The sequence below is a fragment of the Pseudomonas sp. NPDC088322 genome, from assembly GCF_044740745.1.
GTDB lineage: Bacteria > Pseudomonadota > Gammaproteobacteria > Pseudomonadales > Pseudomonadaceae > Aquipseudomonas > Aquipseudomonas shirazensis.
Genome location: NZ_JBIURK010000009.1, coordinates 236,819 through 260,154 on the forward strand (window position 1 = coordinate 236,819; position 23,336 = coordinate 260,154).

The following is a 23,336-nucleotide window of genomic DNA, read 5'->3' on the forward strand; positions in this document are numbered from 1 at the left end:
ACGACGCCGGCCCTCAGGGCCAAGCATTCGTTTAACCTTATGAGATATCTCCATGACACATCGCATCGTGATTGTCGGCGGCGGCGCCGGCGGCCTGGAACTGGCGACCCGCCTGGGTAAAAGCCTGGGCAAGAGCAAAAAGGCCGAAATCACCCTGGTCGACGCCAACCTGACCCACATCTGGAAACCGCTGCTGCACGAAGTGGCGGCCGGCTCGCTGAACTCTTCGGAAGACGAGCTCAACTACGTCGCCCAGGCCAAATGGAACCACTTCAACTTCCAGCTCGGCCGCATGAGTGGTCTGGAGCGTGAGAGCAAGCAGATCCAGCTGGCGGCCACCCTCGATGAAGACGGCCGCGAGCTGCTGCCAGCGCGCACCCTGGGCTACGACACCCTGGTAATTGCAGTTGGTAGCAATACCAATGATTTCGGTACCTTGGGCGCGGCGCAGCACTGCTTGTTCCTCGACAGCCGCAAGCAGGCCGAGCGCTTCCATCAGCAGCTGCTCAATCACTACCTGCGCGCCCATGCCGGTAATGCAGCGGGCGAAAAAATCAGCGTGGCCATCGTCGGTGCCGGCGCCACGGGCGTCGAGCTGGCCGCTGAGCTGCACAACGCCGCGCACGAGCTGGCCGCCTACGGCCTGGACAAGATCCAGCCGCAAGACATGCACATCACACTGATCGAAGCCGGCCCGCGCGTGTTGCCGGCATTGCCTGAGCGCATCAGCGTGCCGGTGCACAAGACCCTGGAAAAACTCGGGGTGACGGTGCTGACCAACGCCTCGGTCAGTGAAGTGACCGAAGATGGCCTGAAAACCGCCTCCGGCGAAGTCATCCAGGCCAGCCTCAAAGTATGGGCGGCAGGTATTCGCGCGCCGGGCTTCCTCAAGGATATCGACGGCCTGGAAAGCAACCGGATCAACCAGCTGGTGGTGCGCCCCACCCTGCAGACCACACTGGATGACAATATCTTCGCCTTTGGCGACTGCGCTGCATGCCCACAACCGGGCAGCGACCGCAATGTGCCGCCTCGCGCGCAGGCTGCGCACCAGCAGGCCTCAATGCTGGCCAAGAGCCTGAAAGCCCGCCTCGACAACAAGCCGCTGCCAACCTATGCCTACAAGGATTACGGCTCGCTGGTCTCGCTGTCGCGCTTCTCGGCAGTGGGCAATCTGATGGGTAACCTGACCGGCAGCGTGATGCTGGAAGGCTGGCTGGCGCGGATGTTCTATGTGTCGCTGTACCGCATGCACCAGATGGCGCTGTATGGCGCGTTCCGCACGGCGATGCTGATGATCGGCAGCAAGATCGGCCGCGGCACCGAACCGCGACTCAAGCTGCACTGACGTAAAAACTGCCGGGCCGCAGCCTTGCGGCCCCGGTGGTTACGCCATATAGCGGCTCGGCACCTCGCCCAACACCCGCTTGAAAACAGTCGCAAAGGCACTTGAGCTGCTGTAGCCAAGCGCTATTGCCACCTGCGTGACTGGCTCGCCGTTGCCCAACCTGATCACCGCCGCGTGCAGGCAAGCCTGTTGCCGCCATTCGATGAAGCTGATGCCGGTCTGCGCCCTGAACAGGCGAGTGAACGTGCGCCGGCTCATGGCCGTGCGCTGGGCCATGGCGTCAATGCCGACCTCCAGTGAAGGTTGCTCGAGAAACTCGCGGCAGGCCTGCGCCAGCCGCGGCTCATGCGGCAGTGGCGCATTCAGCGACAGCGCTGGCATGGCCGCTATCTCATGCAACAACAGGCCCATCAGGTGGCCATCACGCCCCTCTGCGGCGTACAGCGCAGGGACCTCAATCGCCTTGTCCAGCAACTGCCGTAGCAGTGCAGATACACCGTACACCTGGCACGCCTCCGGCAAGCCCAAAGCCAGTGCAGCAGGCTCGCGGATATAGGTGTTGAGCATGGTGACCGGGCCACGCATGTGCATGGCATGACCCAGCCGCGCCGGCACCCAGATAGCCCGCTGGGGCGGCACCACCCAATTACCCCTGTCGGTAAACACGGTGATGACGCCACATGAGGCGTAGGCAAACTGCCCGCGTTGATGGCTGTGCGCGGCAAATACCTGGCCGTCGGCGTAATCACGCACCGTCACCACCGCATCACGCGGGACGTTCTGGTAAGGATCAAGACCGAGAGATTCTTTCATGGCCTGATTTTAATGATAGTTGGCCTCAAGCTGAAAGCAGGCCAGCGCCATTTCGCGCATATTTCCCGCTCTCGCGCTTGTGCGCTCGTTGTTCCGGGAAAAGTCTGACAATGCAGAAAAAGCACCTGTGCCTGGCCGTCATGGTCACGGCCATCTGGGGGTTGAACTTCCCCATCACCAAGCTCGGCCTGGCCGAGATCGATCCGCTGCTGCTGACCGCGCTGCGCTTCAGCCTTGCCGCCCTGCCTTGGGTATTCGTGGTCAAGCGGCCGCAGGTAAGGTTTCGCTGGCTGGCCGGCTACGGCTTGATCTTCGGCGTGGCCATGTGGGCGCTTATCAACCAGGGCATCGCTTTGGGCGTACCACCTGGCAGTGCCTCGCTGCTGATTCAGCTAAGTGCATTTTTCACCTTGGGCTGGGGCGTATTGTGGTTTGGCGAAAGCCTGAATCGGCCACAACTGATCGGCATATGCCTGGCGGCTCTTGGCCTGTTCGGCGTGCTGGTGGATGGCTCAGGCACCGTCAGCACTGTCGGTTTAGCGCTGGTAATCGCCAGCGCCCTGGCCTGGAGTATTGGCAATGTACTGATCAAAAAGTCGAAGGTGCAGGAAATCTTTGCTTTTGTGGTCTGGGCCAGCCTGTTCCCGCCAATCCCGCTATTACTGCTGACCTGGCTTGCACACGGCTCAGCACCATTCACCGCGCTGCCGGCCCAGTTGCACGGGTTTACCTTGTTTTCGCTGGCGTTTCAGGTATACGGCGCGACGCTGTTTTGCTACTGGGGCTGGAACCTGCTGCTGCGCGAATACCCTGTATCACAGGTAGCACCGCTGTCGCTGCTGATCCCGCTGTTCGGCATCGTCAGTTCGATGCTGATACTGGGGCAATGGCCAAGTACATTGGGGTTGGCGTCGATGCTGCTGATCTTGCTGGCGCTCGCCGTCGGAGCACGCCCTGGAAAGGCTGTGCAGGCAGGTCGGCAACGTGGCGGGGGCAGGCGGGAAAACCTGCAGAGATAAAATCCAGATAAAGAAAAAGGGCACCTCAGTCGAGGTGCCCTGCTCTTACATGGTGGGTCGTGTAGGATTCGAACCTACGACCAATTGGTTAAAAGCCAACTGCTCTACCAACTGAGCTAACGACCCGGAATATGGTCGGGGTGAGGGGATTCGAACTCCTGACATCCTGCTCCCAAAGCAGGCGCGCTACCGGACTGCGCTACACCCCGAAAATGAAACTGTACAAAAGCAAACACTAGACGAAGAAAAAGGGCACCTCAGTCGAGGTACCCTTATCTTACTGGTGGGTCGTGTAGGATTCGAACCTACGACCAATTGGTTAAAAGCCAACTGCTCTACCAACTGAGCTAACGACCCGGAAAATGGTCGGGGTGAGGGGATTCGAACTCCTGACATCCTGCTCCCAAAGCAGGCGCGCTACCGGACTGCGCTACACCCCGAAATGGCTCCGCGACCTGGACTCGAACCAGGGACCCAATGATTAACAGTCATTTGCTCTACCGACTGAGCTATCGCGGAACTAAACTTCGATCTTCCGATCTCGAAGGCTGTTTAAGCTTCGATCTCTTCAACACTCTGCATTTCTGCGTTTGCGTCTCTGAGGCCGGCTATTCTACATCCTTCGTTTTGCTTGTCAACCCCCAATTTGCATTCAACTTACTGATTTGCAAACTGTTTTCAGATCGTTGTTACCGCTGGCGATCTGCTTAGTGGCTGACAGCGGGGCGTATATTAGGAGCACTCGATTTTAGATGCAAGCATAAATTTCAATAATTTTACGGGCTTGCCGCGAGCCCCCGTAAATTGGGGGTTTTACTGGGATAATCAGTAGCTTACGATCGCCCTGCGAGCCAACTGGAGGGCAGAAAACGCTGCTGGATCTCGCTTCGGGATGGGCAGAATAATCGTCGTGGCAGGCATTTTTCTCAGGGTCAAAGCCGTTTTTGGGTAAAAAAACCCAGAAAATTTTCAAAAAAAAGCCCCGCACGTGCGGGGCTCAAGATTATTTTTTATTCGAAGACTATTTCTTCGCCTTCGACCTTGGCGGTAATCGTCGTCCCCGGCATGAACTGCCCTGCCAGGATCAACTGCGCCAGCGGGTTTTCGATCCAGCGCTGGATCGCGCGCTTCAGTGGACGTGCGCCATACACCGGGTCGTAGCCAATCGCGATCAGCTTGTCGATCGCCTCCGGGCTCAGTTCCAGCGACAGCTCGCGCTCGGCCAGACGGCTGCGCAGACGGCCCAGCTGGATCTCGGTGATACCGGCGATCTGCTCACGGCCCAGCGGCTCGAACACCACCACCTCGTCGATCCGGTTGATGAACTCCGGCCGGAAGTGGTTACCCACCGCGTCCATTACCGCCGCACGCTGCGCCTCACGGTCGCCGACCAACTCCTGGATCTGTGCCGAGCCAAGGTTGGAAGTCATCACGATGACCGTGTTGCGGAAGTCCACCGTACGGCCATGGCTGTCGGTCAGGCGACCGTCTTCAAGCACTTGCAGCAGCACGTTGAATACATCCGGGTGGGCCTTCTCGACCTCGTCCAGCAGCAAAACGGTGTACGGCTTGCGGCGCACGGCTTCGGTCAGGTACCCGCCCTCTTCGTAACCTACATAGCCTGGTGGAGCACCGATCAGGCGAGCCACGGAATGTTTCTCCATGAACTCGGACATATCGATACGCACCATGGCCTCTTCGGTGTCGAACAGGAACTCGGCCAAGGCCTTGCACAGCTCGGTCTTACCCACGCCAGTCGGGCCAAGGAACATGAACGAACCACTTGGCCGGTTCGGGTCAGACAGCCCGGCCCGCGAACGGCGCACGGCGTTGGCCACGGCGGTCACGGCCTCGTGCTGGCCAATCACGCGCTGGTGCAGCAGCGCTTCCATTTTCAGCAACTTGTCGCGCTCGCCTTCGAGCATCTTCGACACCGGGATGCCGGTCCACTTCGAGACCACTTCGGCGATCTCTTCCTCGGTGACCTTGTTGCGCAGCAGCTGGTTCTCGCTCTTGCCGTGCTGGTCGACCATCTGCAAGCTGCGCTCCAGGTCCGGGATCACCCCGTACTGCAGCTCGGCCATGCGGCTCAGGTCGCCTTTGCGGCGCGCAGCTTCAAGCTCCTGACGGGCTTGCTCGATCTTTTGCTGGATCTGCGCCGAGCCCTGTACTTCGGCTTTTTCCGACTGCCAGATCTCTTCCAGGTCGGAGTATTCACGCTCCAGCCGCTGGATTTCTTCGTGAAGTTTCTCGAGGCGTTTTTTCGCCGCCTCGTCTTCTTCTTTTTTCAGCGCCTGGGATTCGACCTTGAGCTGAATCAAACGACGGTCGAGACGGTCGAGCACTTCAGGCTTGGAGTCGATCTCCATACGGATGCGGCTGGCCGCTTCGTCGATCAGGTCGATGGCCTTGTCCGGCAGCTGGCGATCGGTGATGTAGCGGTGGCTGAGCTTGGCCGCGGCAATGATCGCACCGTCGGTGATGGCCACCTTGTGGTGCACTTCATAGCGCTCTTTCAGGCCGCGCAGGATGGCGATGGTGTCTTCCTCGCTCGGCTCCTCGACCAGCACCTTCTGGAAGCGTCGCTCGAGCGCCGCGTCCTTCTCGATGAACTGGCGGTACTCGTTGAGCGTGGTGGCGCCGACGCAGTGCAGCTCGCCACGGGCCAGGGCCGGTTTAAGCATGTTACCGGCGTCCATGGCGCCCTCGCCTTTACCAGCGCCAACCATGGTGTGCAGCTCGTCGATGAACAGAATGATCTGCCCTTCCTGCTTGGACAGCTCGTTGAGCAGGCCTTTGAGGCGCTCTTCGAATTCGCCGCGGTACTTGGCGCCAGCAATCAGCGCACCCATATCCAGGGCGAGCAGGCGCTTGCCTTTGAGGCCGTCCGGCACTTCGCCATTGATGATGCGCTGGGCCAGGCCTTCGGCAATGGCGGTTTTACCCACGCCAGGCTCGCCGATCAGCACCGGGTTGTTCTTGGTCCGGCGTTGCAATACCTGCACGGTGCGGCGGATTTCGTCGTCACGGCCGATCACCGGGTCAAGCTTGCCTTCTTCGGCACGCTTGGTCAGGTCGACGGTGTACTTGTCCAAGGCCTGACGCGACTCTTCGACGTTGGCGTCGTTGACGGCCGCACCGCCACGCAGGTTATTGATGGCGTTTTCCAGGGCTTTCTTGCTCACGCCCTGGCCGAGCAACAGTTTGCCGACCTTGCTGTTCTCGTCCATGGCCGCCAGCAGCACCAGTTCACTGGAGATGAACTGGTCACCCTTCTGCTGGGCCAGACGGTCGGCCTGGTTGAGCATGCGCGCCAAGTCCTGCGACATGTTGACGTCGCCGGTCGGGTTCTGGATTTTCGGCAGCTGGTCGAGCTCTTTGCTCAACGCCTTGCGCAGGCTGTTGACGTCAAAGCCGACCTGCATCAGCAGCGGCTTGATCGAACCACCTTGCTGGTCGATCAGTGCTTGCAGCAGGTGCAACGGCTCGATGGCCGGGTGGTCCATGCCCACCGCCAGGGATTGCGAGTCAGATAACGCTAATTGCAGTTTGCTGGTTAATCGGTCTATTCGCATGGGGATACCTTCCTAAATAAGGGCAGGCCGGAGCGATGGACACACCTGATGAAGAAACCTGCCAGAGATGACTAATAGATGAGGCTTATTCTGGGAGTTTCAAGCTTAGCCGGGTTGATCGAGATCAGTTACGGGAATGTCCTACAAGAACGATGACTGCATGAGGAGCTGGCAATGCTGGGGCGCTCTGCCCCCCTTTCGCGACACAAGGCCGCTCAGGTAGTACGCGGTCCCCTGTAGGAGCGGCCGTGTGTCGCGAAAGGGCTGCAGCAACGCAGCCCCGGCGCTCTCAAATCAGACGCACAGCGGATCGAGCCAAACCAGCGAAGCGAAGCGCCCACCCTGCGGGGTGCGCCGATAGGAATAGAAGCGTGGGTCGCTGACCGTGCACAGGCCACCACCATAGACAGCAGTGATGCCGCGCGCCGCAAGGCGGATGCGTGCCAGCTGGTAGATGTCGGCCAGCAGTTTGCCCGCACGCTCACCCGGCACGAATGCTTCGGCGGCTTGCGGGTGCTCGGCAGTGAAGGCGTCACGGACTTCTTCGCCTACTTCGAATGCGCTCGGGCCAATGGCCGGGCCGAGCCAGACCAGCACCTGATCGGCCGGCACTGCCAGGCGCTCGAGGGTAGCCTCGAGCACGCCGCCCGCCAGCCCGCGCCAGCCGGCATGGGCTGCGGCAACGCGGGTACCGGCGCGATCGCAGAACAACACTGGCAGGCAGTCGGCGGTCATCACCGTACAGGCAATGTGCGCATGGTCGGTCCAGCTCGCGTCAGCTTCCATCACCTGCGCCGGGTTAGCATCAGCCACCACCACGCCGTGGACTTGCTTGAGCCAGGCGGGATGAATGTCGAATTGCTCACTGAGGCGTCGGCGGTTTTCACTGACGGCAGCCGGGTCGTCGCCGACATGATCGCCCAGGTTGAAACTGTCGTACGGCGGCAGGCTGATGCCACCCGCACGAGTGGTGACGCAGGCGCGCACTGTGGCCGGGGCTGGCCAATCAGGGCGCAGCAACTGCGTCAGACCGTTCATCCGATAAAGCTGTCGCGGTCTTCCTGGAGCAGCTCCAGCAAGCCGACGAAGTCTTCCGGCAGCGCCGACTTCCATTGCATCCGCTCACCCGTGAGCGGGTGATCGAGGGCGAGGAAGCGTGCGTGCAGGGCCTGACGCGGGAAGGTCTTCAGCGCAGTGACCATTTCCGGCTCGGCCGCAGGCGGGATGCGGAAGCGACCGCCGTAGGTCTGGTCACCAATCAGCGGATAGCCGACGTGGGCCATGTGCACGCGGATCTGGTGCGTACGGCCGGTCTCCAGCTTGACCCGCACATGGGTGTGCGAACGGAAGCGGGTGAGCACGCGGTAGTGGCTGACGGCAGGCTTGCCGGTCTCGGTCACCGCCATGCGCTGACGCGAGCCGCCGTGGCGACCGATCGGGGCGTTGATGGTGGCACCGGAGGTGACCACGCCAATCACGATGCACTCGTAGATGCGGCTGACACTGCGGCTCTGCATCTGCTCGACCAGCTTGGTCTGCGCCTGCAGGGTCTTGGCCACTACCATCAGGCCGGTGGTGTCCTTGTCCAGGCGGTGGACGATGCCCGCACGCGGCACGTTGACGATGTCTGGCACGTGGTGCAGCAAGGCATTGAGCAGGGTGCCATCGGCATGCCCGGCAGCCGGGTGGACAACCAGCCCGGCAGGCTTGTTGATCACCAGGATCTGCTCGTCTTCGTAGACGATGTTCAACGGGATGTCCTGGGCGATCCACTCGCCCTGGGCTTCCTGCTCGGCCTCAAGGACCAGCTTGGCACCGCCATAGACCGGATCGCGTGGACGCACGACTTGACCGTCGACCGTCAGACGGCCGTCCTTGATCCAGGTGGTCAGGCGCGAACGCGAGTACTCGCCGAACAGTTGGGCGGCGATCTGGTCGAGGCGCTGGCCGCCCATTTCGGACGGGACCTCTTCGCTAAGTTGGATGATCTCGGACATGCTCGATTCGGCTGGCGCACAGCCTTTGGTTTCAACTGCGCGCTTGTGGTTAAATACGGCTTCTTTTGCCCTGGGGTCAACCCGGGGGCGCTCATCATAACAGGACGGCACCGCCCAAGACAGCGGCCGTCAAAGGACGCAAGCCGCCATGCAAGTGAAACACCTGCTGCTGATCGCCCTCCTCGGGCTTACCGCTGCCTGTTCCTCGAACAAGGAAGTGATTGACGAGAACCTCAGCGAAGCCGAGTTGTACCAGCAGGCGCAGGCCGACCTGGACAACAAGAGCTACACCAGTGCCGTCAACAAGCTCAAGGCCCTGGAATCGCGCTACCCGTTCGGCCGTTACGCCGATCAGGCCCAGCTCGAGCTGATCTACGCCAACTACAAGAACACCGAGCCAGAGGCTGCCAAGTCGGCTGCCGAGCGCTTCATCCGGCTGCACCCGCAGCACCCGAACGTCGACTACGCCTATTACCTCAAGGGCCTGACTTCGTTCGACCAGGACCGTGGCCTGCTGGCGCGCTTCCTGCCGCTGGACATGACCAAGCGTGATCCGGGCGCTGCCCGCGACTCCTATAACGAGTTCGCCCAGCTGACCAGCCGCTTCCCCAACAGCCGCTACGCGCCAGACGCCAAGCAGCGCATGATCTACCTGCGCAACCTGCTGGCCGCCTACGAAATCCACGTTGCCGACTACTACATGAGCCGCCAGGCCTATGTCGCTGCAGCCAACCGTGGCCGTTACGTGGTCGAGAACTTCCAGGAAACCCCATCGGTCGGTGACGGCCTGGCGGTGATGGTCGAGGCTTACCAGCATCTGCACCTGGACGAGCTGGCCAATACCAGCCTGGAAACCCTCAAGCTCAACTACCCAGATCACCCAAGCCTGGTCGACGGCAGCTTCGAGCCCAAGCAAGCTGATGGTGATCAGCGTTCGTGGCTGTCCAAGGCAACCCTGGGCCTGATCGAGACCGACACGCCGCTGCCGCCAGGTGAGACCCGCGCCAATCAGGACGTGGTTCGCCAGTTCAAGGATGCCCGTTCGGAGATTCCGCAAGACTTGCTGCCTAAAGATGAAGACGGTGATCCGATTCTGCCAGCCGGTCCGAAAGAAGCCGAAGAGAGCCGTTCGTGGTTCAGCTACGCGACCTTCGGTCTGTTTGATTGATTTGATACAGGCTGCCCTTGTAGGAGCGGCCTTGTGTCGCGAAAGGGCTGCGCAGCGGCCCCACGATCTACGCAGCGCCGCAGAATTGCTGGGCCCGCTGCGCAGGCCTTTCGCGACACAAGGCCGCTCCTACACACAGCAAGCACGATGTCGGAAAAACAAAAAAGAAAGGGAAGCCCAAGGCCTCCCTTTTTTTTTGCCCGCGTCCTAGACTGTCGGCTCTTCTTCTCGACCAAGCTGGACACCATGGTTCGCCTACTTTTCTGGATCGCCCTGATCGCCGCCGCGTTCTGGCTGTGGCGCAAATTCAAGCTCAGCCAGCAGGCGCGCCCCGCGCAGCGCCTGGATGACCCGCTGACCATGGTGCGCTGCGCGCACTGCGGCGTGCACCTGCCCAATGACCGGGCGCTGCACCGTGGCAATCAGTGGTACTGCAGCCCAGCCCATCTGGAGCAAGGCCCGAAAGACTGATCAACGGTCTGCTCCGGCCAAGCCGCTGTAACACGGTTACAGCGGCTTTTTCATGCCCGCTCGCTGAACACACATACCCGTAGCCGACCCATCCGCTCCATTTACGACCCCCTCCCCGCCTCAACTCTTGACCCACCACCGGCAAATTCGCTAAATCCTATTTATCCGCATAAATATGAAAAATAGCCCGCATGCTCAAACCCAAGCGCAAACGTCAGAAGCTGTCGGACATGATCGTCGAGTCGGTCAAGCGCTCGATCGTCACCGAGGCGCTGCACCCCGGTGACCGTCTGCCGACCGAGCGTGAGCTGATGGAGCACTTCGAGTGTTCCAAGGGCACCGCTCGCGAAGCGCTCAAGGCGCTCGAGGTCGAGGGCCTGGTCAGCACCCGCACCGGCCCGAGCGGCGGCGCCTACCTCAATGAAGTCGGCACCGAACCGGCCAGCCGTGCGCTGCGCAACTACCTGCATTTTCAGCACCTGGATGGCGAGCAGGTGTACCAACTGCGCAAAGTCATCGAGGTCGAGCTGGCGGTTTCAGTGATGGGCCGCCTCAGCGAGGCCGACTACGCCGCGCTGCAAGCCAACATCGATTTCTGCAGCACCCCGGAAGACAGCGAAGAAGGCCAGCGCGAGCAGCGTTTGGCCGAGCTTGAGTTTCATACCCTGCTGGCCGGTCGCTGCGCCAACCCGCTGCTGAGCTTCATGGCGGTGTTTCTCAACGACCTGCTGCGCGACCTTGTGGTGCTGAAAAAAGCCTACCTGCCCAAGCGCCAGCAGTTCGCCGCGGCCAACATCGACTATCACAAGCAGCTGCTCGACGCCCTGCGCGCCAACGATGAAGCCGCCGTGCGCCGCTTGATGCACGAGCACATGTGCGACGCCGAACACCACATGACTGCGCTGGAAGGCGAAGTCGCCCGCAATTTCCTCCTGGAGTTCAGCCACAACCACTGATTCGCCTGGACAGAGGCCTGCACACAGGCCCGGCCGTACCCGCTTTGTCATTGCCACTCCTGCCTAATAACCACAAACAAGGAGTTACTCATGCAAAGACGTACCCTGCTCAAAGCAGGCCTTGCCCTCGGCGCCCTCGGCAGCCTCCCGTTGGGAGCGTCGCGGGTGTTCGCCGAGCAACCGTTGACCTTCTATGGCCTCAAGTCGATGTCCGGGCCGTTTGCCAGTTACGGCAAATACGCCGACATGGGCTCGCGCCTGGCGATTGCCGAGCACCCGCAGCTGCTCGGCCAGCCGCTCAAGTACAAGGTCATCGATACCGAGGGCAACGCCGGCAAGGCGGTACGCAAGGTCCAGGAAGCCATCGGCCAGGACGGAGCGCGGTTCTTTCAAGGTTGCACGCTGTCGTCCTCGGCGCTGGCGGTGTCGAAGGAAATCAACAAGGCCGGCGGCGTGTTCATGACCCCGGTCGGAGCCGACGAGATCACCGGCAAGGACTGCAACAGCTCTACCTTTCGCTGGTCGGTGCCGACCTACGGCGCCATTCGCGAAACCCTGGTGCCGCTGATCAAGCTGCTGCCCGAGGCCAAGCGCTGGTACACCATCACCCCGCAGTACGTGTTTGGCGATGCCCTGCTGGACAACGCACGCAAGGTCTTCAGCGAACACGGCATCGAGCACATCGGCAACAGCTACCACTCGCTGCAGGAGCAGGAGTTCTCCGGCTACCTGACCAACGCCATTGCCGCCAAGCCGGACGTACTGGTGCTGCTCAACTTCGGCAGCCAGTCATCCAATGCCCTGCGCCAGGCGGTCAATTTCGGCATCAAGGATCGGATGAAAGTGCTGCTGGTGTGGTCGGCCGGGCTCGATCAATTCCAGGAGCTGGGCAGCGATGTACTGGAAGGCGTGTACCTCGGCGCGCAGTATTGGCATCAGGTTGACACCCCGCTCAACCGCGAGCTGGTCGCGGCCACGCGCAAGGCCTACGGCATCAACCCCAATTACCCGCTGGCGGCCGACTACATCGGCACCCGGGTCATGCTCGAAGCCATCATCAAGGCCAACAGCCTCGACGGCGCCGCAGTGTCCAAAGCCCTGCAGGGCATGAGTTTCCAAGGCCCGACCGGCGACGAGCTGATCCGCCCGGGTGACCATCAGGTGCTCAAGGACTACTACCTGCTGCGCGGCAAACCTCAAGCACAGATGCGAGATGACGATGATCTGGCCGAAGTGCTGCACGCCGGCCGTTCGTTCATCGAGGTCTCTCAAACCGGTTGCGCCCTGGCCTGACGCCACGCCTTCCCACTCGACAAAATTGCAGGCGCGCGGCGCGCTGCAGAGGGCACGTTCATGCTCGATTTGTACCTGTTCCAGCTGCTCAACGGCCTTGGCCTGGGGATGATCTACTTCCTCATTGCCGTGGGCCTGACAATCATTTTCGGCTTGCTCAACTTCGTCAACTTCGCCCACGGTGCGTTTTTTCTGCTGGGTGCCTACCTGTGCTACACCGCCGTGGCGCTGACCGGCAACTTCTGGCTGGCGCTGCTGATCGCGCCGCTGGCGGTAGCCGCGCTGGCCTGGGTGGTTGAGCGGGTGCTGATCAAGCGCATCTACCACTTGCCACACACCTTCCAGATTCTCGTCACCCTTGGTATCGCGCTGATCATCCAGGAAGCCTCGGTGCTGATCTGGGGCCCGGTCGGCAAGCACATCGCGGTGCCGCCGGAGCTGCGCGGGGTGCTGATCATCGGCGACTTCATCTACCCCTATTACCGCCTGTTCCTGATCGGCTTCGCCGCCTTGATCGGCCTTGGCCTGTGGCTGCTGCTGGAGCGCACCCGCTTCGGCGCCCTGGTGCGAGCCGGCAGTGAAAGCACCGAGACGGTGTCGCTGCTGGGCACCAACATCTTCCGCCTGTTCTCGCTGACCTTTGCCCTTGGCGTGGGCCTGGCGGGCGTGGCCGGGGTGCTGTTTGCGCCACTGCGCGGGGCGCAGCCGTTCGTTGGCCCGGAGATTCTCGGCATCGCCTTCGTCGTGGTGGTGATCGGCGGCATGGGCTCGTTTGGCGGTGCGCTGGTTGGCGGCCTGCTGGTCGGGGTGGTGCAAAGCATGATGAGCAGCCTCTGGCCGCAAGGCGCCAGCCTGATGATCTACGGCGCGATGGCGGCGGTGATCCTGGTTCGTCCCTACGGCCTGTTCGGGAGAGCATGAACATGACTGAGAAAAATCCACTGGCCGTGGCCAAAGGGCATGGCCCGGCGCTGCTGCTGTTGCTGGTCGTGACCCTGATCGGCTTGCCGCTGATCCTGCCGTCGACCACCCTCGCCACCGAGATCCTGATCTTTGGCCTGGCCGCGCTGGCCTGCAACCTGCTGCTGGGCTACACCGGCCTGCTCTCGTTCGGCCAGGGCATCTTCTTTGGTGCCGGTGCCTACGGCGCGGCGCTGCTGATGATTCACCTGCAATGGGGCATGCTCGGCGCTCTGGTTGGCGCGGCGCTGTTCGGCGCGCTGCTGGCCTTGCTGGTCGGTGCGCTGGCGATTCGGCGCAAGGGCATCTACTTCGTCATGCTGACCCTGGCCTTCAGCCAGATGGCGTACTTTCTGGCCTACACCCTGAGCAGCTGGACCGGCGGCGACAACGGCCTGCTCGACGTGCCACGGCCGAACATCACGGTTGCCGGGCATGTGTTGCTCGACCTTGCCGACCCGCGCCACTTCTACGCGTTTGTCGCGGTGCTGTTCCTGCTGATCTTTGCCGGCGCCCTGCGGGTGATCCGCTCACCGTTCGGCAGCACCTTGCTGGCGATCCGCGAAAACGAAACCCGCGCTGCGGCCATCGGCTATGACATTCGCCACTTCAAGATCCTGGTGTTCATGTTGTCTGGCGCCATCACCGGTATCGCCGGGGCGTTGTACGCGATGCTGCTGCACTTTGCCCCGCTGTCGAACATCGACCTGATGATGAGTGAAAACATCCTGATCATGACCATCGTCGGCGGCACCGGCTCGCTGTTCGGCTCGTTGCTCGGCGCCGGCGCGATCGTGCTGCTCGGGGACGTGCTGTCGGAGCTGTGGCCGCGCTGGCTGATGCTGCTGGGGGTGATCCTGATTCTGGTGGTGGTGTTCATGCGCGGTGGGCTGTGGGGTGGCCTGGCTGATCTGGCCAAGCGCCTGCGCCCTTCGCCTGCCGTCGATGGCAAAACCAAGGAGCAGCTGTAATGAGCGAATTCCTCCTCGAAACACACAACCTGCAACTGGCCTACGGGCCGTTCCATGCCGTCGATGGTGTCGACCTGAAAGTCCGTGCCGGCACCATCCACACCGTGATCGGGCCCAACGGCGCCGGCAAGACCAGCCTGTTCCACTGCCTCACCGGTGAGCGCCAGGCCACCGCCGGCAAGATCCTCCTCAACGGCCAGGACATCGTCCGCAAACCGTCTCACGGCCGCGTCGCTCTGGGCATGGCGCGCTCGTTCCAGCTCACCAGCCTGTTCCAGAACCTAAGCGTGCGCGAGAACCTGCGCCTGGCCGCGCAGGGCCGCGATGGCCTTGGCGCGCTCAACTTCTGGCGCAGCGTCGAGCACAAGCGCAGCCATTGGGACACCGCTGACCAGGTGCTCGAACGGCTCAAGCTCAACGGCCGCGCCGAGACCCTCGCTGGCGAGCTGTCGCACGGCCAGCAGCGGGTGCTGGAAGTCGGCATGTCGATCTGCGCCAAGCCCACCTTGCTGATGCTCGACGAGCCCACCTCGGGCATGGGCATCGATGACATCCCGGTGATGACCGACCTGATCTGCGACCTGGGCCGCGACCACACCGTGCTGCTGATCGAACACAACATGAGCATCGTCATGTCGATCAGCCAACGCATTACCGTCATGAGCCACGGCCAGATCCTGGTCGAAGGCACCCCGGATCAGGTGCGCAACGACGAACGCGTGCGTACCGCCTACCTTGGAGAGGCCGCCTGATGCTCAGCGTCGAATCGATCCATTCCTACTACGACAAGAGCCATGTGCTCGAGGGCGTTTCGCTCAAGGTCGAGGCCGGTGAGCTGGTGACCCTGCTCGGGCGTAACGGCGCCGGCAAGACCACCACCCTGCGCAGCATTCTCGGCATCGTCCGCCCGCGCCAGGGCCAGATTCACTTCAACGGCCAGCCGCTGGTCGGTCGCGAGATCTTTGACATCGCCCGCCAAGGCATCGCGCTGGTGCCGGAGCACCGCGGCATCTTCCGCCAGCTGGACGTCGAAGAGAACCTCAAGATCGCCGCGCGCAAGCACAGCCGCTGGCAGCTGGAGGACGTTTACGCGATGTTCCCGCGGCTCAAGGAACGTCGCCGCAACAGCGGCTTTGCCCTGTCCGGTGGCGAGCAGCAGATGCTGGCGATTGCCCGCGCGCTGCTCAATGGGCCCAAGCTGCTGATCCTCGACGAGCCGACTGAAGGCCTGGCCCCGGTGATCGTCGACGAACTGGTGAAGATCCTGCGGCGGATCAAGGACGAAGGCCTGTCGATCCTGCTGGTCGAGCAGAACCTCAAGGTCTGCGACGCCCTCGCCGACCGTCACTACGTGCTGGAACAAGGCCGCGTGGCCTATCAGGGCAGCGCCGAACAGTTCCGCGCCGACCCGAGCATCAAGAACCGCTACCTGGCCTTGAGCGCCTGAAGGAGACCGACCATGAACAGCCAAAACCCTATCGATCCAGCGCAAGCAACACTAGGCCAGGGCGCCTTGATCAGCCGCGAGCGCCTCTGGCAGTCGCTGATGGACCTCGCCCGCCTCGGTGCCACCGCCAAGGGCGGCGTGTGCCGGCTGGCTCTGACCGACCTTGACCGCCAGGCGCGCGACCTGTTCGTGCAATGGTGCACGGAGGCGGGCTGCAGCGTCAGTGTCGATGCCATCGGCAATATCTTCGCCCGCCGTCCGGGGCGCAACCCGGACCTGGCGCCAGTGATGACCGGCAGCCATATCGACACCCAGCCCACCGGCGGCAAGTTCGACGGTTGCTACGGGGTGATGGCCGGGCTGGAGGTGATCCGCACCCTCAATGACCTCGGCCTGCAAACCGAAGCACCGCTGGAAGTGGTGGTGTGGACCAACGAAGAAGGCTCGCGCTTCCCGCCATGCATGATGGGTTCCGGAGTATTTGCCGGCAAGTTCGACCTTGACGAGACCCTGGCCAAGCGCGACGAGCAAGGCCTGTCAGTCGGCGCCGAGCTTACGCGCATCGGCTACGCCGGCCCGCGTGTGCCCACCGGCCATGCGGTCGGCGCCTACTTCGAGGCGCATATCGAACAAGGCCCGGTGCTGGAAGACCAGCGCACCACCATTGGCGTAGTGCAGGGTTGCCTAGGGCAGAAGTGGTTCGACCTGGTGTTGACCGGCGTCGAAGCCCACGCCGGGCCTACGCCGATGCACCTGCGCAAGGATGCACTGGTCGGCGCCGCCGATGTAGTCAGCGCGGTCAACCGCATCGCCCATGCCCATCAACCGCATGCCTGCGGCACGGTCGGCTGCCTGAGCCTGCATCCTGGCTCGCGCAACGTGATCCCCGGCCAGGTGCACATGACCATCGACCTGCGTCACCTCGACCCGCAGCAGCTCGATGCGATGGTCGCCGAGGTGCGCGCGGTGATCGAAGCCACCACGGCCAAGCATGGCCTGAGCTTCGAGCTGACGCCAACCGCTGACTTCCCGCCGCTGTATTTTGCCGAGCAGTGTGTCGACGCTGTGCGCCAGGGCGCAGTCGCGCTGGGCCTGAGCCATCTGGATATCGTCAGCGGCGCTGGCCACGATGCGATCTTCGTCGCCGAGCTGGGCCCGGCGGGGATGATCTTCGTGCCGTGCGAAGGCGGCATCAGCCACAACGAAATCGAAAACGCTGCGCCGCAGGACCTGGCCGATGGCTGTGATGTACTGCTGCGGGCAATGGTCCAGGCCGCCAATCAGGGAGCCCATTGAGATGACCGGCAAAACTGCAATCGGCGAGTTCACCGCCGTCGAGCTGCTCGACCTGTATCAACGGCGCCAGCTGTCTCCGCTCGAGGTGATCGATGACGTGCTGACCCGCATCGACCAGCACAACCCGGCCGTCAACGCCTACTGCCATGTCGATGCCGAAGGCGCCCGCGCCGCCGCCCGCGCCAGCGAACAGCGCTGGCAGCGCGGCGAGCCCTGTGGCCGCCTGGATGGCTTGCCGACCTCGATCAAGGACCTGACCCTGACCCGTGGCATGCCCACCCGCAAAGGCTCGCTGACGTCTTCGGCAGCTGGGCCATGGGACGTCGACGCACCGTTCAGCGGGTTCATGCGTGAGGCCGGCGCGGTGCTGCTGGGCAAGACCACCACGCCTGAGTTCGGCTGGAAGGGTGTCACCGACAACCCGCTGTATGGCATCACGCGCAACCCGTGGGATACGCGCCTGACTGCCGGCGGCTCATCGGGCGGTGCGGCGGCGGCAGCGGCGCTCAATCTCGGCGTGTTGCACCAGGGCAGCGATGCCGGCGGCTCGATCCGCATCCCCTGCGCGTTCACTGGCACCTTCGGCATCAAACCGACCTTTGGTTATGTGCCGCAGTGGCCGGCCAGTGCCATGACCATCCTCTCGCACCTGGGGCCGATGACGCGCACGGTCGACGATGCTGTGCTGATGCTCGACTGTGTGGCTCGCCCCGATCCGCGCGACGGTCTCGCCGGAGCACCGCGCCAGCGACCCTGGCTGGCCGCAGAGCAGGACTTGAGCGGGCTGCGCATCGGCTACAGCGCCGACTTCGGTTACGTCAGCGTCGACCCGCAGATTCAGTCTCTGACCGCTCAGGCAGTGCAGCGCCTGGCGCGATTAGGGGCGCAGGTCGAAGAAGTCGACCCAGGTTTTGCCGACCCGCTGGCAACCTTCAATACCCTGTGGTTCGCCGGCGCGGCGCGGCTGGCCAGCCAGTTGACGTCAGCCCAGCGCGAGCTGCTCGATCCGGGCCTGCGCTGGATTGCCGAGCAAGGCGCGGCCATCAGTCTCGAGCAGTACACCGCAGCGCTGGAAGCACGGGCTGAGTTGGTGGCGCGGATGAACGCCTTCCATCAGCGCTACGACGTGCTGGTGTCGCCAATGATGCCGCTGGTGGCGTTTGCCGCCGGGCACAACGTGCCGCCAGGGTCGGGATTGGAGCAGTGGATGGAGTGGACGCCGTTCAGCTACCCGTTCAACCTGACCCAGCAACCGGCAGCCTCGGTGCCGTGTGGCTTCACCCGCGAAGGGTTGCCGGTGGGCCTGCAGGTGGTGGCCGGGCGCTTCGCCGATGAGCAGGTGCTGCGGGTGTGCAAGATGTACGAGCAGCATTACCCGACTCGTCATCTGCAGGAACCGGTTATCGGCTGAGGGGCGCAGGGGCTGCTCTGCAGTCCCAAAATCTCAAGCCAGCCGCCCAGCCGGGGCATACGGGGAGGGATCGATAATCGGCTCAACGCCCGTCAGCAAGTCGACAAACAGCTGGCACGAAGCCGGCGCCAGCACCAGGCCGTTGCGGTAATGCCCGCAGTTCAGCCACAGCCCGGCATGCCCCGGCACCGGGCCGATATACGGCACACCCTCGGGTGAGCCTGGACGCAGACCGGCCCAGTGCGCCACCGGCGTGGCGTCAGCAAGCCCGGGCAACAGCTCAACGGCGGAGGCCTTGAGACTCTCCAGTGCCTGCTCGGTCGGGGTCTTGTCGTAGCCGGCATGCTCCAGCGTACTGCCGATGAGGATATGCCCGTCGCGCCGCGGGATCGCGTAGCGGCCCTTGGCCAGAACCATGCTCGGCAAAAAGTCTTCGGCGCACTTGTAGAGGATCATCTGGCCCTTGACCGGTTCGACCGGCAAGGTCAGGCCCAGCGTGGCCAACAGGTCACCACTCCAGGCGCCCGCGCTGAGCACCACGTCATCGGCTTCGAGCAGCCCATCGGCCGTGTGCACACCGCTGATACGCCCGTCTTGCTGGGCAAAGCCGGTGATCTGGCAGTGCTCGCGCAGAGTGACATTGGGCAGAGCCGCCAGCGCTGCTTTCAACGACTTAACCAGCCGTGGATTGCGCACATTGGCCACCCCAGCCATGAAGATCGCCCGTGTGAAGCCGGCGCCGAGGCCCGGCACGGCGTCATATGCCGCCGAGATATCCACAGCCGTCAACGGCCGCTGCTCACGCACCGCCCACGCCAGCGCCTCGGCTTCGTCCTCAAGGTCCAGCCAGTACAGGCCGGTGACGTGCACCTCGGGGTCGACGCCGGTGCTGGCGAACAGGCGCTCGCCCAGCTGTGGATAAAACGCCTGTGACCAATGCGCCAACGCCGTGACTGCCGGGCTGTAGCGCCACGGATACAGCGGCGAGACGATGCCGCCACCGGCCCACGACGACTCGCGGCCGACTTCGCCTTGATCACACACCACCACCCGCTCGACCTTTGCTGCCAGGTTGAGCGCAGTCAGCAGGCCGATCACGCCACCGCCGACAACCACTACTTGCTTGTTCATCTGTCGATCCAATACCTGAAAAAACCGAGCTACCCCGTCAACCGCTCCAGCAACCCGCAGCGTCCTGGCTGCCCGGGTTGCTACGCACACCCGCCTGATCGAGCTGATAGTCAGCGCACTGGTCCTGCGCCATCAAACCGGTCGACAAGCGCTGCGCCTGCAGGCGGAAGCTGGCGTCATCGCGTTGCAACTGCAGGCGGTAATAGCGGCTGTCGGCGGGCAAGCTCAATTGATGCTGGTCAGTGTCGCTGTACTGGCCGCTGCGCGCATGGTGGCGCTCCAGGCGCAACGCAGCGTCGTGCAGCAGGCCGACCACTTCACTGCGAGCGGCGCGGCGCAATTGTTCGTTGTAAGCGGGGTAGGCAATGGCTGCCAGAATGCCGCTGACGGCGACGACAATCAACAACTCGATCAGGCTCAGGCCTTGCTGCATGTCATGGCTCCTGCACTCTTTGCCGCCAAAGGATTCTTTGCAGTGCCTGCGACGGGTCGGCGGGCTGCGCGTATACGGCTTCGAGCACATGCCGCACGCGGGTTTGCTGACTGACTGCGGTCACTCGGTAGAGGGTGGCCTGGGTGCCCACGGGCAGGTGCGCGGGCCGGTCGCTTTGGCCAAGGTTCTGCAGGTTGAACCAGCCCTGCCCGGCTGCCTGCCAGTCGCCACCAGCGCCGTTCACGTCATGGGAGTCGGCTGGCGGCGAGCAGAGCTGGCACTCGTTGGGCGGCGCCACGGCGAGCCGCGCTGCGCCCTCCAGCAAGACTGCCTCGGCCTGCTCCAGCGCTTGGCTGCTGGCCAGCAAAAGCCCGGCCATGCGGGTCTGCAGCACTGCTTCGCGCAGGGCGGCGGCGGCGAGCAGACCGAGCAGCAGGCTCAATATAAGAGCGGTCAGCAGCACCATGCCGCGCTGGTGCTTCATTGTTCTGGCAGCCGATTGCGTAGAGCTACGCTGATGGCGTACTGCTGTTCGAGATTGTGCTGTGGGTCGAACAGGCTTAGTTGCAGGTCGACCCGCTGGCCCTGCGCGTTCGTTACCAAGTTAGCATGCAGGCTGCGCACATTGTCGATCAAAGCCTGCGGCGAGCCTCGGCGCACCACCCGCAGGCTGCCATCGCGCAGCTCGTAGGTGATGCGGCTGACCGGCAAGGCCAGGGTCTGCTCGTCACCCTCGTGGGCGTCGGCCCTGACCTGAGCCCAACTGCGGCAATCACTCAACACCGTCCAGTCGGGCCGGCTACCGCTGCCGGGCAACTGCCCCACCAACAGACTCAGTTGTGCGCCACCCTGGTTGATTTGCACAGGCCTGGCAAAGGCGGCCGCTGCGTTGGGTGAGTCGAAGTCGCTGGCGTGCAAGCGCAAACAGCCGAACACACCGGTCATGCGGATATCCTGGGCGATCCGTTGCAGCGCCAGGCGGGCATCCTCTTGCTGCTGCGCCAGCGCGCCCTGCAAGCGCCAGGCTTGCACCGTAGCGACAAACACTTGGCTCGCTGCGGCCAGCAGCATCAAGCCCAAGGCCAGCGCGAGCAGCCCTTCGAGCAGGCTGAAACCCGCCTGACTGCCGTTCATGGCCAGCCCTGCAGGCTTACGCCCTGATGCTCCGGGTCACGCGCACCGGGCCAGTCGACGATGACCTTCAGCGATGACCCTGAACTTCGCACCCAGCCCTCGGCCTGCGCGCCAAGGGCCAGCCTTACCTGCGCCTGCCATTGTCCTGAATCCTCCACTGACCCGCCCGCCCTCGCCTGCTCCAGCAGGCTCTGGGCGAGATAGGTCGCCTGGCTGTGCTGCCGAGCGCTGGCGGTAGCCTGCAATGCCTTGACCTGTAAAGCCGCTGCCGCAAACAGGCCAAGCGCCAGCACTAGCATGCCCAGCACGACCTCGAGCAGCGTGATGCCCTGCTGTCCTTTGCGCATCCATGCGCTCCTTGGGAAATTTCCCGCAATGTGCCAGCCAAGTGGCCGACTGGACCTCATGTCCGCCGTGCCTGAAGCTACAGCGAAGCACTTCCAGGGAGGAATGCACGGTGTGGCAACACGGGGCAACACTGATACAAATGATGTTGGCGCTCGCGCTGGTCGCGGTTCTGGCGCAGCTGGCGACGCCGTCCTACACCGCGCTCAGCCAGGACTTGCAACGGGCGGCAGCGGCGCAACAGCTGCTCCAGGCCTTTCGCTCGGCACGTAGCCAGGCCTTGTTGCAGCAGCAGGCCGTGCGGGTCGAGCCATTGGAGGCAGGCTGGGGAGTGGGTTGGCGCGTGGTGGACGCGGATAGCGGGCTGTTACTGGCTGAGCAACGTTTACCGCAGCGGGTACGGATCGTTGGCAACTTGGCTGACGGTGTGCGCTTCAGCGCACAGGGCGTACCGTTGCGCGGTAACGGCGGGTTTCACGGCGGGAGTTTGCAGATATGCCCACACGCAGAAGGCGGGCAACCACGCCAGATCGTCCTGGCGCCCAGCGGCAGGGTGCGCCTGCGCACGGACATGGCCGTTGAGCCATTGTGCGCAGGCCCCTGAGGGGTGGCTCAGAGCAGCGAGCGCACCCGCAGTTCCTTGGGCATCGAGAAGGTCACGTTCTCCGGGCGCCCGTCGAGCTCTTCGGCACCGGTTGCGCCCCAGGCCGTGAGCTGCTCAAGCACCCCGCGCACCAGCACTTCAGGTGCCGAAGCACCGGCAGTGACACCCACCCGGCCAATGCCATCGAACCAGCTTTGCTGCAGGTCCTCGGCGCCGTCGATCAGGTACGCCGGAGTGCCCATACGCTCGGCCAGCTCGCGCAGGCGGTTGGAGTTGGAGCTGTTCGGGCTGCCGACCACCAGCACCACATCGCACTCATCAGCCAATTGCTTGACCGCGTCCTGGCGGTTCTGAGTGGCGTAGCAGATATCGTCCTTGCGCGGCCCGCCGATGTTGGGGAAGCGCGCGCGCAGGGCGTCGATAACTCGGCTGGTGTCGTCCATCGACAAGGTGGTCTGGGTAACGAAGGCCAGGTGATCAGGGTCGCGCACCTGCAGATTGGCCACATCTTTCTCGTCTTCGACGAGATAGATGGAGCCACCGTTGCTGGCGTCGTACTGACCCATGGTGCCTTCGACTTCCGGGTGGCCGGCGTGGCCGATCAGGATGCACTCACGGCCATCGCGGCTGTACTTGGCCACCTCGATGTGGACCTTGGTCACCAGCGGGCAGGTGGCGTCGAACACCTTCAGGCCACGGCCTGCGGCCTCCTGGCGCACAGCCTGGGAGACGCCGTGGGCGCTGAAGATGACGATGACGTCGTCCGGCACCTGGTCGAGTTCTTCAACGAAGATCGCGCCACGGTTGCGCAGGTCTTCGACCACGAACTTGTTGTGCACCACTTCGTGACGCACGTAGATCGGCGGGCCGAACACTTCCAGGGCACGGTTGACGATCTCGATCGCCCGGTCGACCCCCGCACAAAAGCCGCGAGGGTTGGCGAGTTTGATTTGCATGCTCGGCT

Annotated in this window: 23 protein-coding genes and 5 tRNA genes; 13 read left to right on the forward strand and 15 right to left on the reverse strand. The window is 63.2% G+C overall.

Annotated features, from left to right (window positions below; genetic code table 11):
• The first annotated feature begins 52 nt into the window (after window positions 1-52).
• A complete protein-coding gene (locus ACIOAU_RS22665; RefSeq protein ID WP_150569979.1) occupies window positions 53-1,348 on the forward strand; it encodes an NAD(P)/FAD-dependent oxidoreductase in 1,296 nt (431 codons plus the stop codon).
• A gap of 39 nt (window positions 1,349-1,387) precedes the next feature.
• Here ACIOAU_RS22665 and ACIOAU_RS22670 read toward each other — a convergent pair whose 3' ends face one another.
• Window positions 1,388-2,161, reverse strand: a complete 774-nt coding sequence (locus ACIOAU_RS22670) for an AraC family transcriptional regulator (protein WP_401184751.1) — start codon at window positions 2,159-2,161, stop codon at window positions 1,388-1,390.
• Between the two features lie 110 nt (window positions 2,162-2,271).
• Here ACIOAU_RS22670 and ACIOAU_RS22675 point away from each other — a divergent pair, with 110 nt between their 5' ends.
• Window positions 2,272-3,180, forward strand: coding sequence for an EamA family transporter (locus ACIOAU_RS22675; RefSeq protein ID WP_401184753.1), 909 nt, complete (start codon window positions 2,272-2,274; stop codon window positions 3,178-3,180).
• Between the two features lie 50 nt (window positions 3,181-3,230).
• On the opposite strand, the gene ACIOAU_RS22680 is transcribed toward ACIOAU_RS22675, so the two are convergent.
• The 8 genes from ACIOAU_RS22680 to rluD form a co-directional block, all read right to left on the reverse strand.
• Window positions 3,231-3,306 (reverse strand) — tRNA-Lys (locus ACIOAU_RS22680).
• Between the two features lie 6 nt (window positions 3,307-3,312).
• Window positions 3,313-3,389 (reverse strand) — tRNA-Pro (locus ACIOAU_RS22685).
• Between the two features lie 72 nt (window positions 3,390-3,461).
• Window positions 3,462-3,537 (reverse strand) — tRNA-Lys (locus ACIOAU_RS22690).
• A 6-nt stretch (window positions 3,538-3,543) separates the two neighbouring features.
• Window positions 3,544-3,620 (reverse strand) — tRNA-Pro (locus ACIOAU_RS22695).
• Between the two features lie 3 nt (window positions 3,621-3,623).
• A tRNA-Asn gene (locus tag ACIOAU_RS22700) sits at window positions 3,624-3,699 on the reverse strand.
• A gap of 491 nt (window positions 3,700-4,190) precedes the next feature.
• Window positions 4,191-6,755, reverse strand: coding sequence for an ATP-dependent chaperone ClpB (clpB, locus tag ACIOAU_RS22705; RefSeq protein ID WP_101316241.1), 2,565 nt, complete (start codon window positions 6,753-6,755; stop codon window positions 4,191-4,193).
• Window positions 6,756-7,049: 294 nt separating this feature from the next.
• Window positions 7,050-7,793, reverse strand: a complete 744-nt coding sequence (gene pgeF, locus ACIOAU_RS22710) for a peptidoglycan editing factor PgeF (protein ID WP_401184755.1) — start codon at window positions 7,791-7,793, stop codon at window positions 7,050-7,052.
• Window positions 7,790-8,752 (reverse strand): 23S rRNA pseudouridine(1911/1915/1917) synthase RluD, encoded by a 963-nt coding sequence (rluD, locus tag ACIOAU_RS22715; protein WP_101316237.1) that lies wholly within the window; start codon window positions 8,750-8,752, stop codon window positions 7,790-7,792. Before rluD ends, pgeF begins: the two co-directional genes overlap by 4 nt.
• Before the next feature lie 148 nt (window positions 8,753-8,900).
• Here rluD and ACIOAU_RS22720 point away from each other — a divergent pair, with 148 nt between their 5' ends.
• The 10 genes from ACIOAU_RS22720 to ACIOAU_RS22765 all read left to right on the forward strand — a co-directional run bounded on the left by ACIOAU_RS22720 (window position 8,901) and on the right by ACIOAU_RS22765 (window position 18,725).
• The gene (locus ACIOAU_RS22720; RefSeq protein ID WP_101316235.1) at window positions 8,901-9,920 is read left to right on the forward strand and encodes an outer membrane protein assembly factor BamD; all 1,020 of its coding nucleotides are present in this window, start codon (window positions 8,901-8,903) and stop codon (window positions 9,918-9,920) included.
• A 246-nt stretch (window positions 9,921-10,166) separates the two neighbouring features.
• Window positions 10,167-10,391, forward strand: a complete 225-nt coding sequence (locus tag ACIOAU_RS22725) for a PP0621 family protein (protein WP_101316233.1) — start codon at window positions 10,167-10,169, stop codon at window positions 10,389-10,391.
• A gap of 191 nt (window positions 10,392-10,582) precedes the next feature.
• Window positions 10,583-11,347, forward strand: a complete 765-nt coding sequence (locus ACIOAU_RS22730) for a FadR/GntR family transcriptional regulator (RefSeq protein ID WP_101316231.1) — start codon at window positions 10,583-10,585, stop codon at window positions 11,345-11,347.
• Window positions 11,348-11,437: 90 nt separating this feature from the next.
• Window positions 11,438-12,640: an ABC transporter substrate-binding protein gene (locus ACIOAU_RS22735; RefSeq protein WP_101316229.1), complete on the forward strand. Its 1,203-nt coding sequence runs from the start codon at window positions 11,438-11,440 to the stop codon at window positions 12,638-12,640.
• Between the two features lie 60 nt (window positions 12,641-12,700).
• Complete coding sequence (locus ACIOAU_RS22740) at window positions 12,701-13,561, forward strand: branched-chain amino acid ABC transporter permease (protein ID WP_101316227.1); 861 nt, start codon at window positions 12,701-12,703, stop codon at window positions 13,559-13,561.
• 2 nt (window positions 13,562-13,563) lie between these two features.
• Entirely contained in the window at window positions 13,564-14,571 is a 1,008-nt protein-coding gene (locus tag ACIOAU_RS22745; RefSeq protein ID WP_401184759.1) for a branched-chain amino acid ABC transporter permease, read from the forward strand.
• Window positions 14,571-15,323, forward strand: a complete 753-nt coding sequence (locus ACIOAU_RS22750) for an ABC transporter ATP-binding protein (protein WP_101316223.1) — start codon at window positions 14,571-14,573, stop codon at window positions 15,321-15,323. The genes ACIOAU_RS22745 and ACIOAU_RS22750 overlap by 1 nt, the downstream gene beginning before the upstream one ends.
• Window positions 15,323-16,018, forward strand: a complete 696-nt coding sequence (locus ACIOAU_RS22755; RefSeq protein ID WP_101316221.1) for an ABC transporter ATP-binding protein — start codon at window positions 15,323-15,325, stop codon at window positions 16,016-16,018. Before ACIOAU_RS22750 ends, ACIOAU_RS22755 begins: the two co-directional genes overlap by 1 nt.
• A 12-nt stretch (window positions 16,019-16,030) precedes the next feature.
• Complete coding sequence (locus ACIOAU_RS22760; RefSeq protein WP_101316219.1) at window positions 16,031-17,314, forward strand: Zn-dependent hydrolase; 1,284 nt, start codon at window positions 16,031-16,033, stop codon at window positions 17,312-17,314.
• A 1-nt stretch (window position 17,315) separates the two neighbouring features.
• Window positions 17,316-18,725 (forward strand): amidase, encoded by a 1,410-nt coding sequence (locus tag ACIOAU_RS22765; RefSeq protein ID WP_401184762.1) that lies wholly within the window; start codon window positions 17,316-17,318, stop codon window positions 18,723-18,725.
• A 33-nt stretch (window positions 18,726-18,758) separates the two neighbouring features.
• On the opposite strand, the gene thiO is transcribed toward ACIOAU_RS22765, so the two are convergent.
• From thiO to pilV, 5 genes are read right to left on the reverse strand one after another with little or no spacing between them, the layout of a single operon-like run.
• The gene (gene thiO, locus ACIOAU_RS22770; protein WP_401184764.1) at window positions 18,759-19,856 is read right to left on the reverse strand and encodes a glycine oxidase ThiO; all 1,098 of its coding nucleotides are present in this window, start codon (window positions 19,854-19,856) and stop codon (window positions 18,759-18,761) included.
• A gap of 37 nt (window positions 19,857-19,893) precedes the next feature.
• Window positions 19,894-20,289 (reverse strand): type IV pilin protein, encoded by a 396-nt coding sequence (locus tag ACIOAU_RS22775; protein ID WP_188035282.1) that lies wholly within the window; start codon window positions 20,287-20,289, stop codon window positions 19,894-19,896.
• A 1-nt stretch (window position 20,290) separates the two neighbouring features.
• Window positions 20,291-20,773: a hypothetical protein gene (locus ACIOAU_RS22780; RefSeq protein WP_401184766.1), complete on the reverse strand. Its 483-nt coding sequence runs from the start codon at window positions 20,771-20,773 to the stop codon at window positions 20,291-20,293.
• Window positions 20,770-21,423, reverse strand: coding sequence for a PilW family protein (locus ACIOAU_RS22785; protein ID WP_401184768.1), 654 nt, complete (start codon window positions 21,421-21,423; stop codon window positions 20,770-20,772). Before ACIOAU_RS22785 ends, ACIOAU_RS22780 begins: the two co-directional genes overlap by 4 nt.
• Window positions 21,420-21,770, reverse strand: a complete 351-nt coding sequence (gene pilV, locus ACIOAU_RS22790; RefSeq protein ID WP_401184770.1) for a type IV pilus modification protein PilV — start codon at window positions 21,768-21,770, stop codon at window positions 21,420-21,422. The genes ACIOAU_RS22785 and pilV overlap by 4 nt, the downstream gene beginning before the upstream one ends.
• Before the next feature lie 143 nt (window positions 21,771-21,913).
• Here pilV and ACIOAU_RS22795 point away from each other — a divergent pair, with 143 nt between their 5' ends.
• The gene (locus tag ACIOAU_RS22795) at window positions 21,914-22,372 is read left to right on the forward strand and encodes a GspH/FimT family protein (protein ID WP_224786408.1); all 459 of its coding nucleotides are present in this window, start codon (window positions 21,914-21,916) and stop codon (window positions 22,370-22,372) included.
• An 8-nt stretch (window positions 22,373-22,380) separates the two neighbouring features.
• Here ACIOAU_RS22795 and ispH read toward each other — a convergent pair whose 3' ends face one another.
• Window positions 22,381-23,328, reverse strand: a complete 948-nt coding sequence (gene ispH / locus ACIOAU_RS22800) for a 4-hydroxy-3-methylbut-2-enyl diphosphate reductase (RefSeq protein WP_101316204.1) — start codon at window positions 23,326-23,328, stop codon at window positions 22,381-22,383.
• Window positions 23,329-23,336 lie beyond the last annotated feature (8 nt).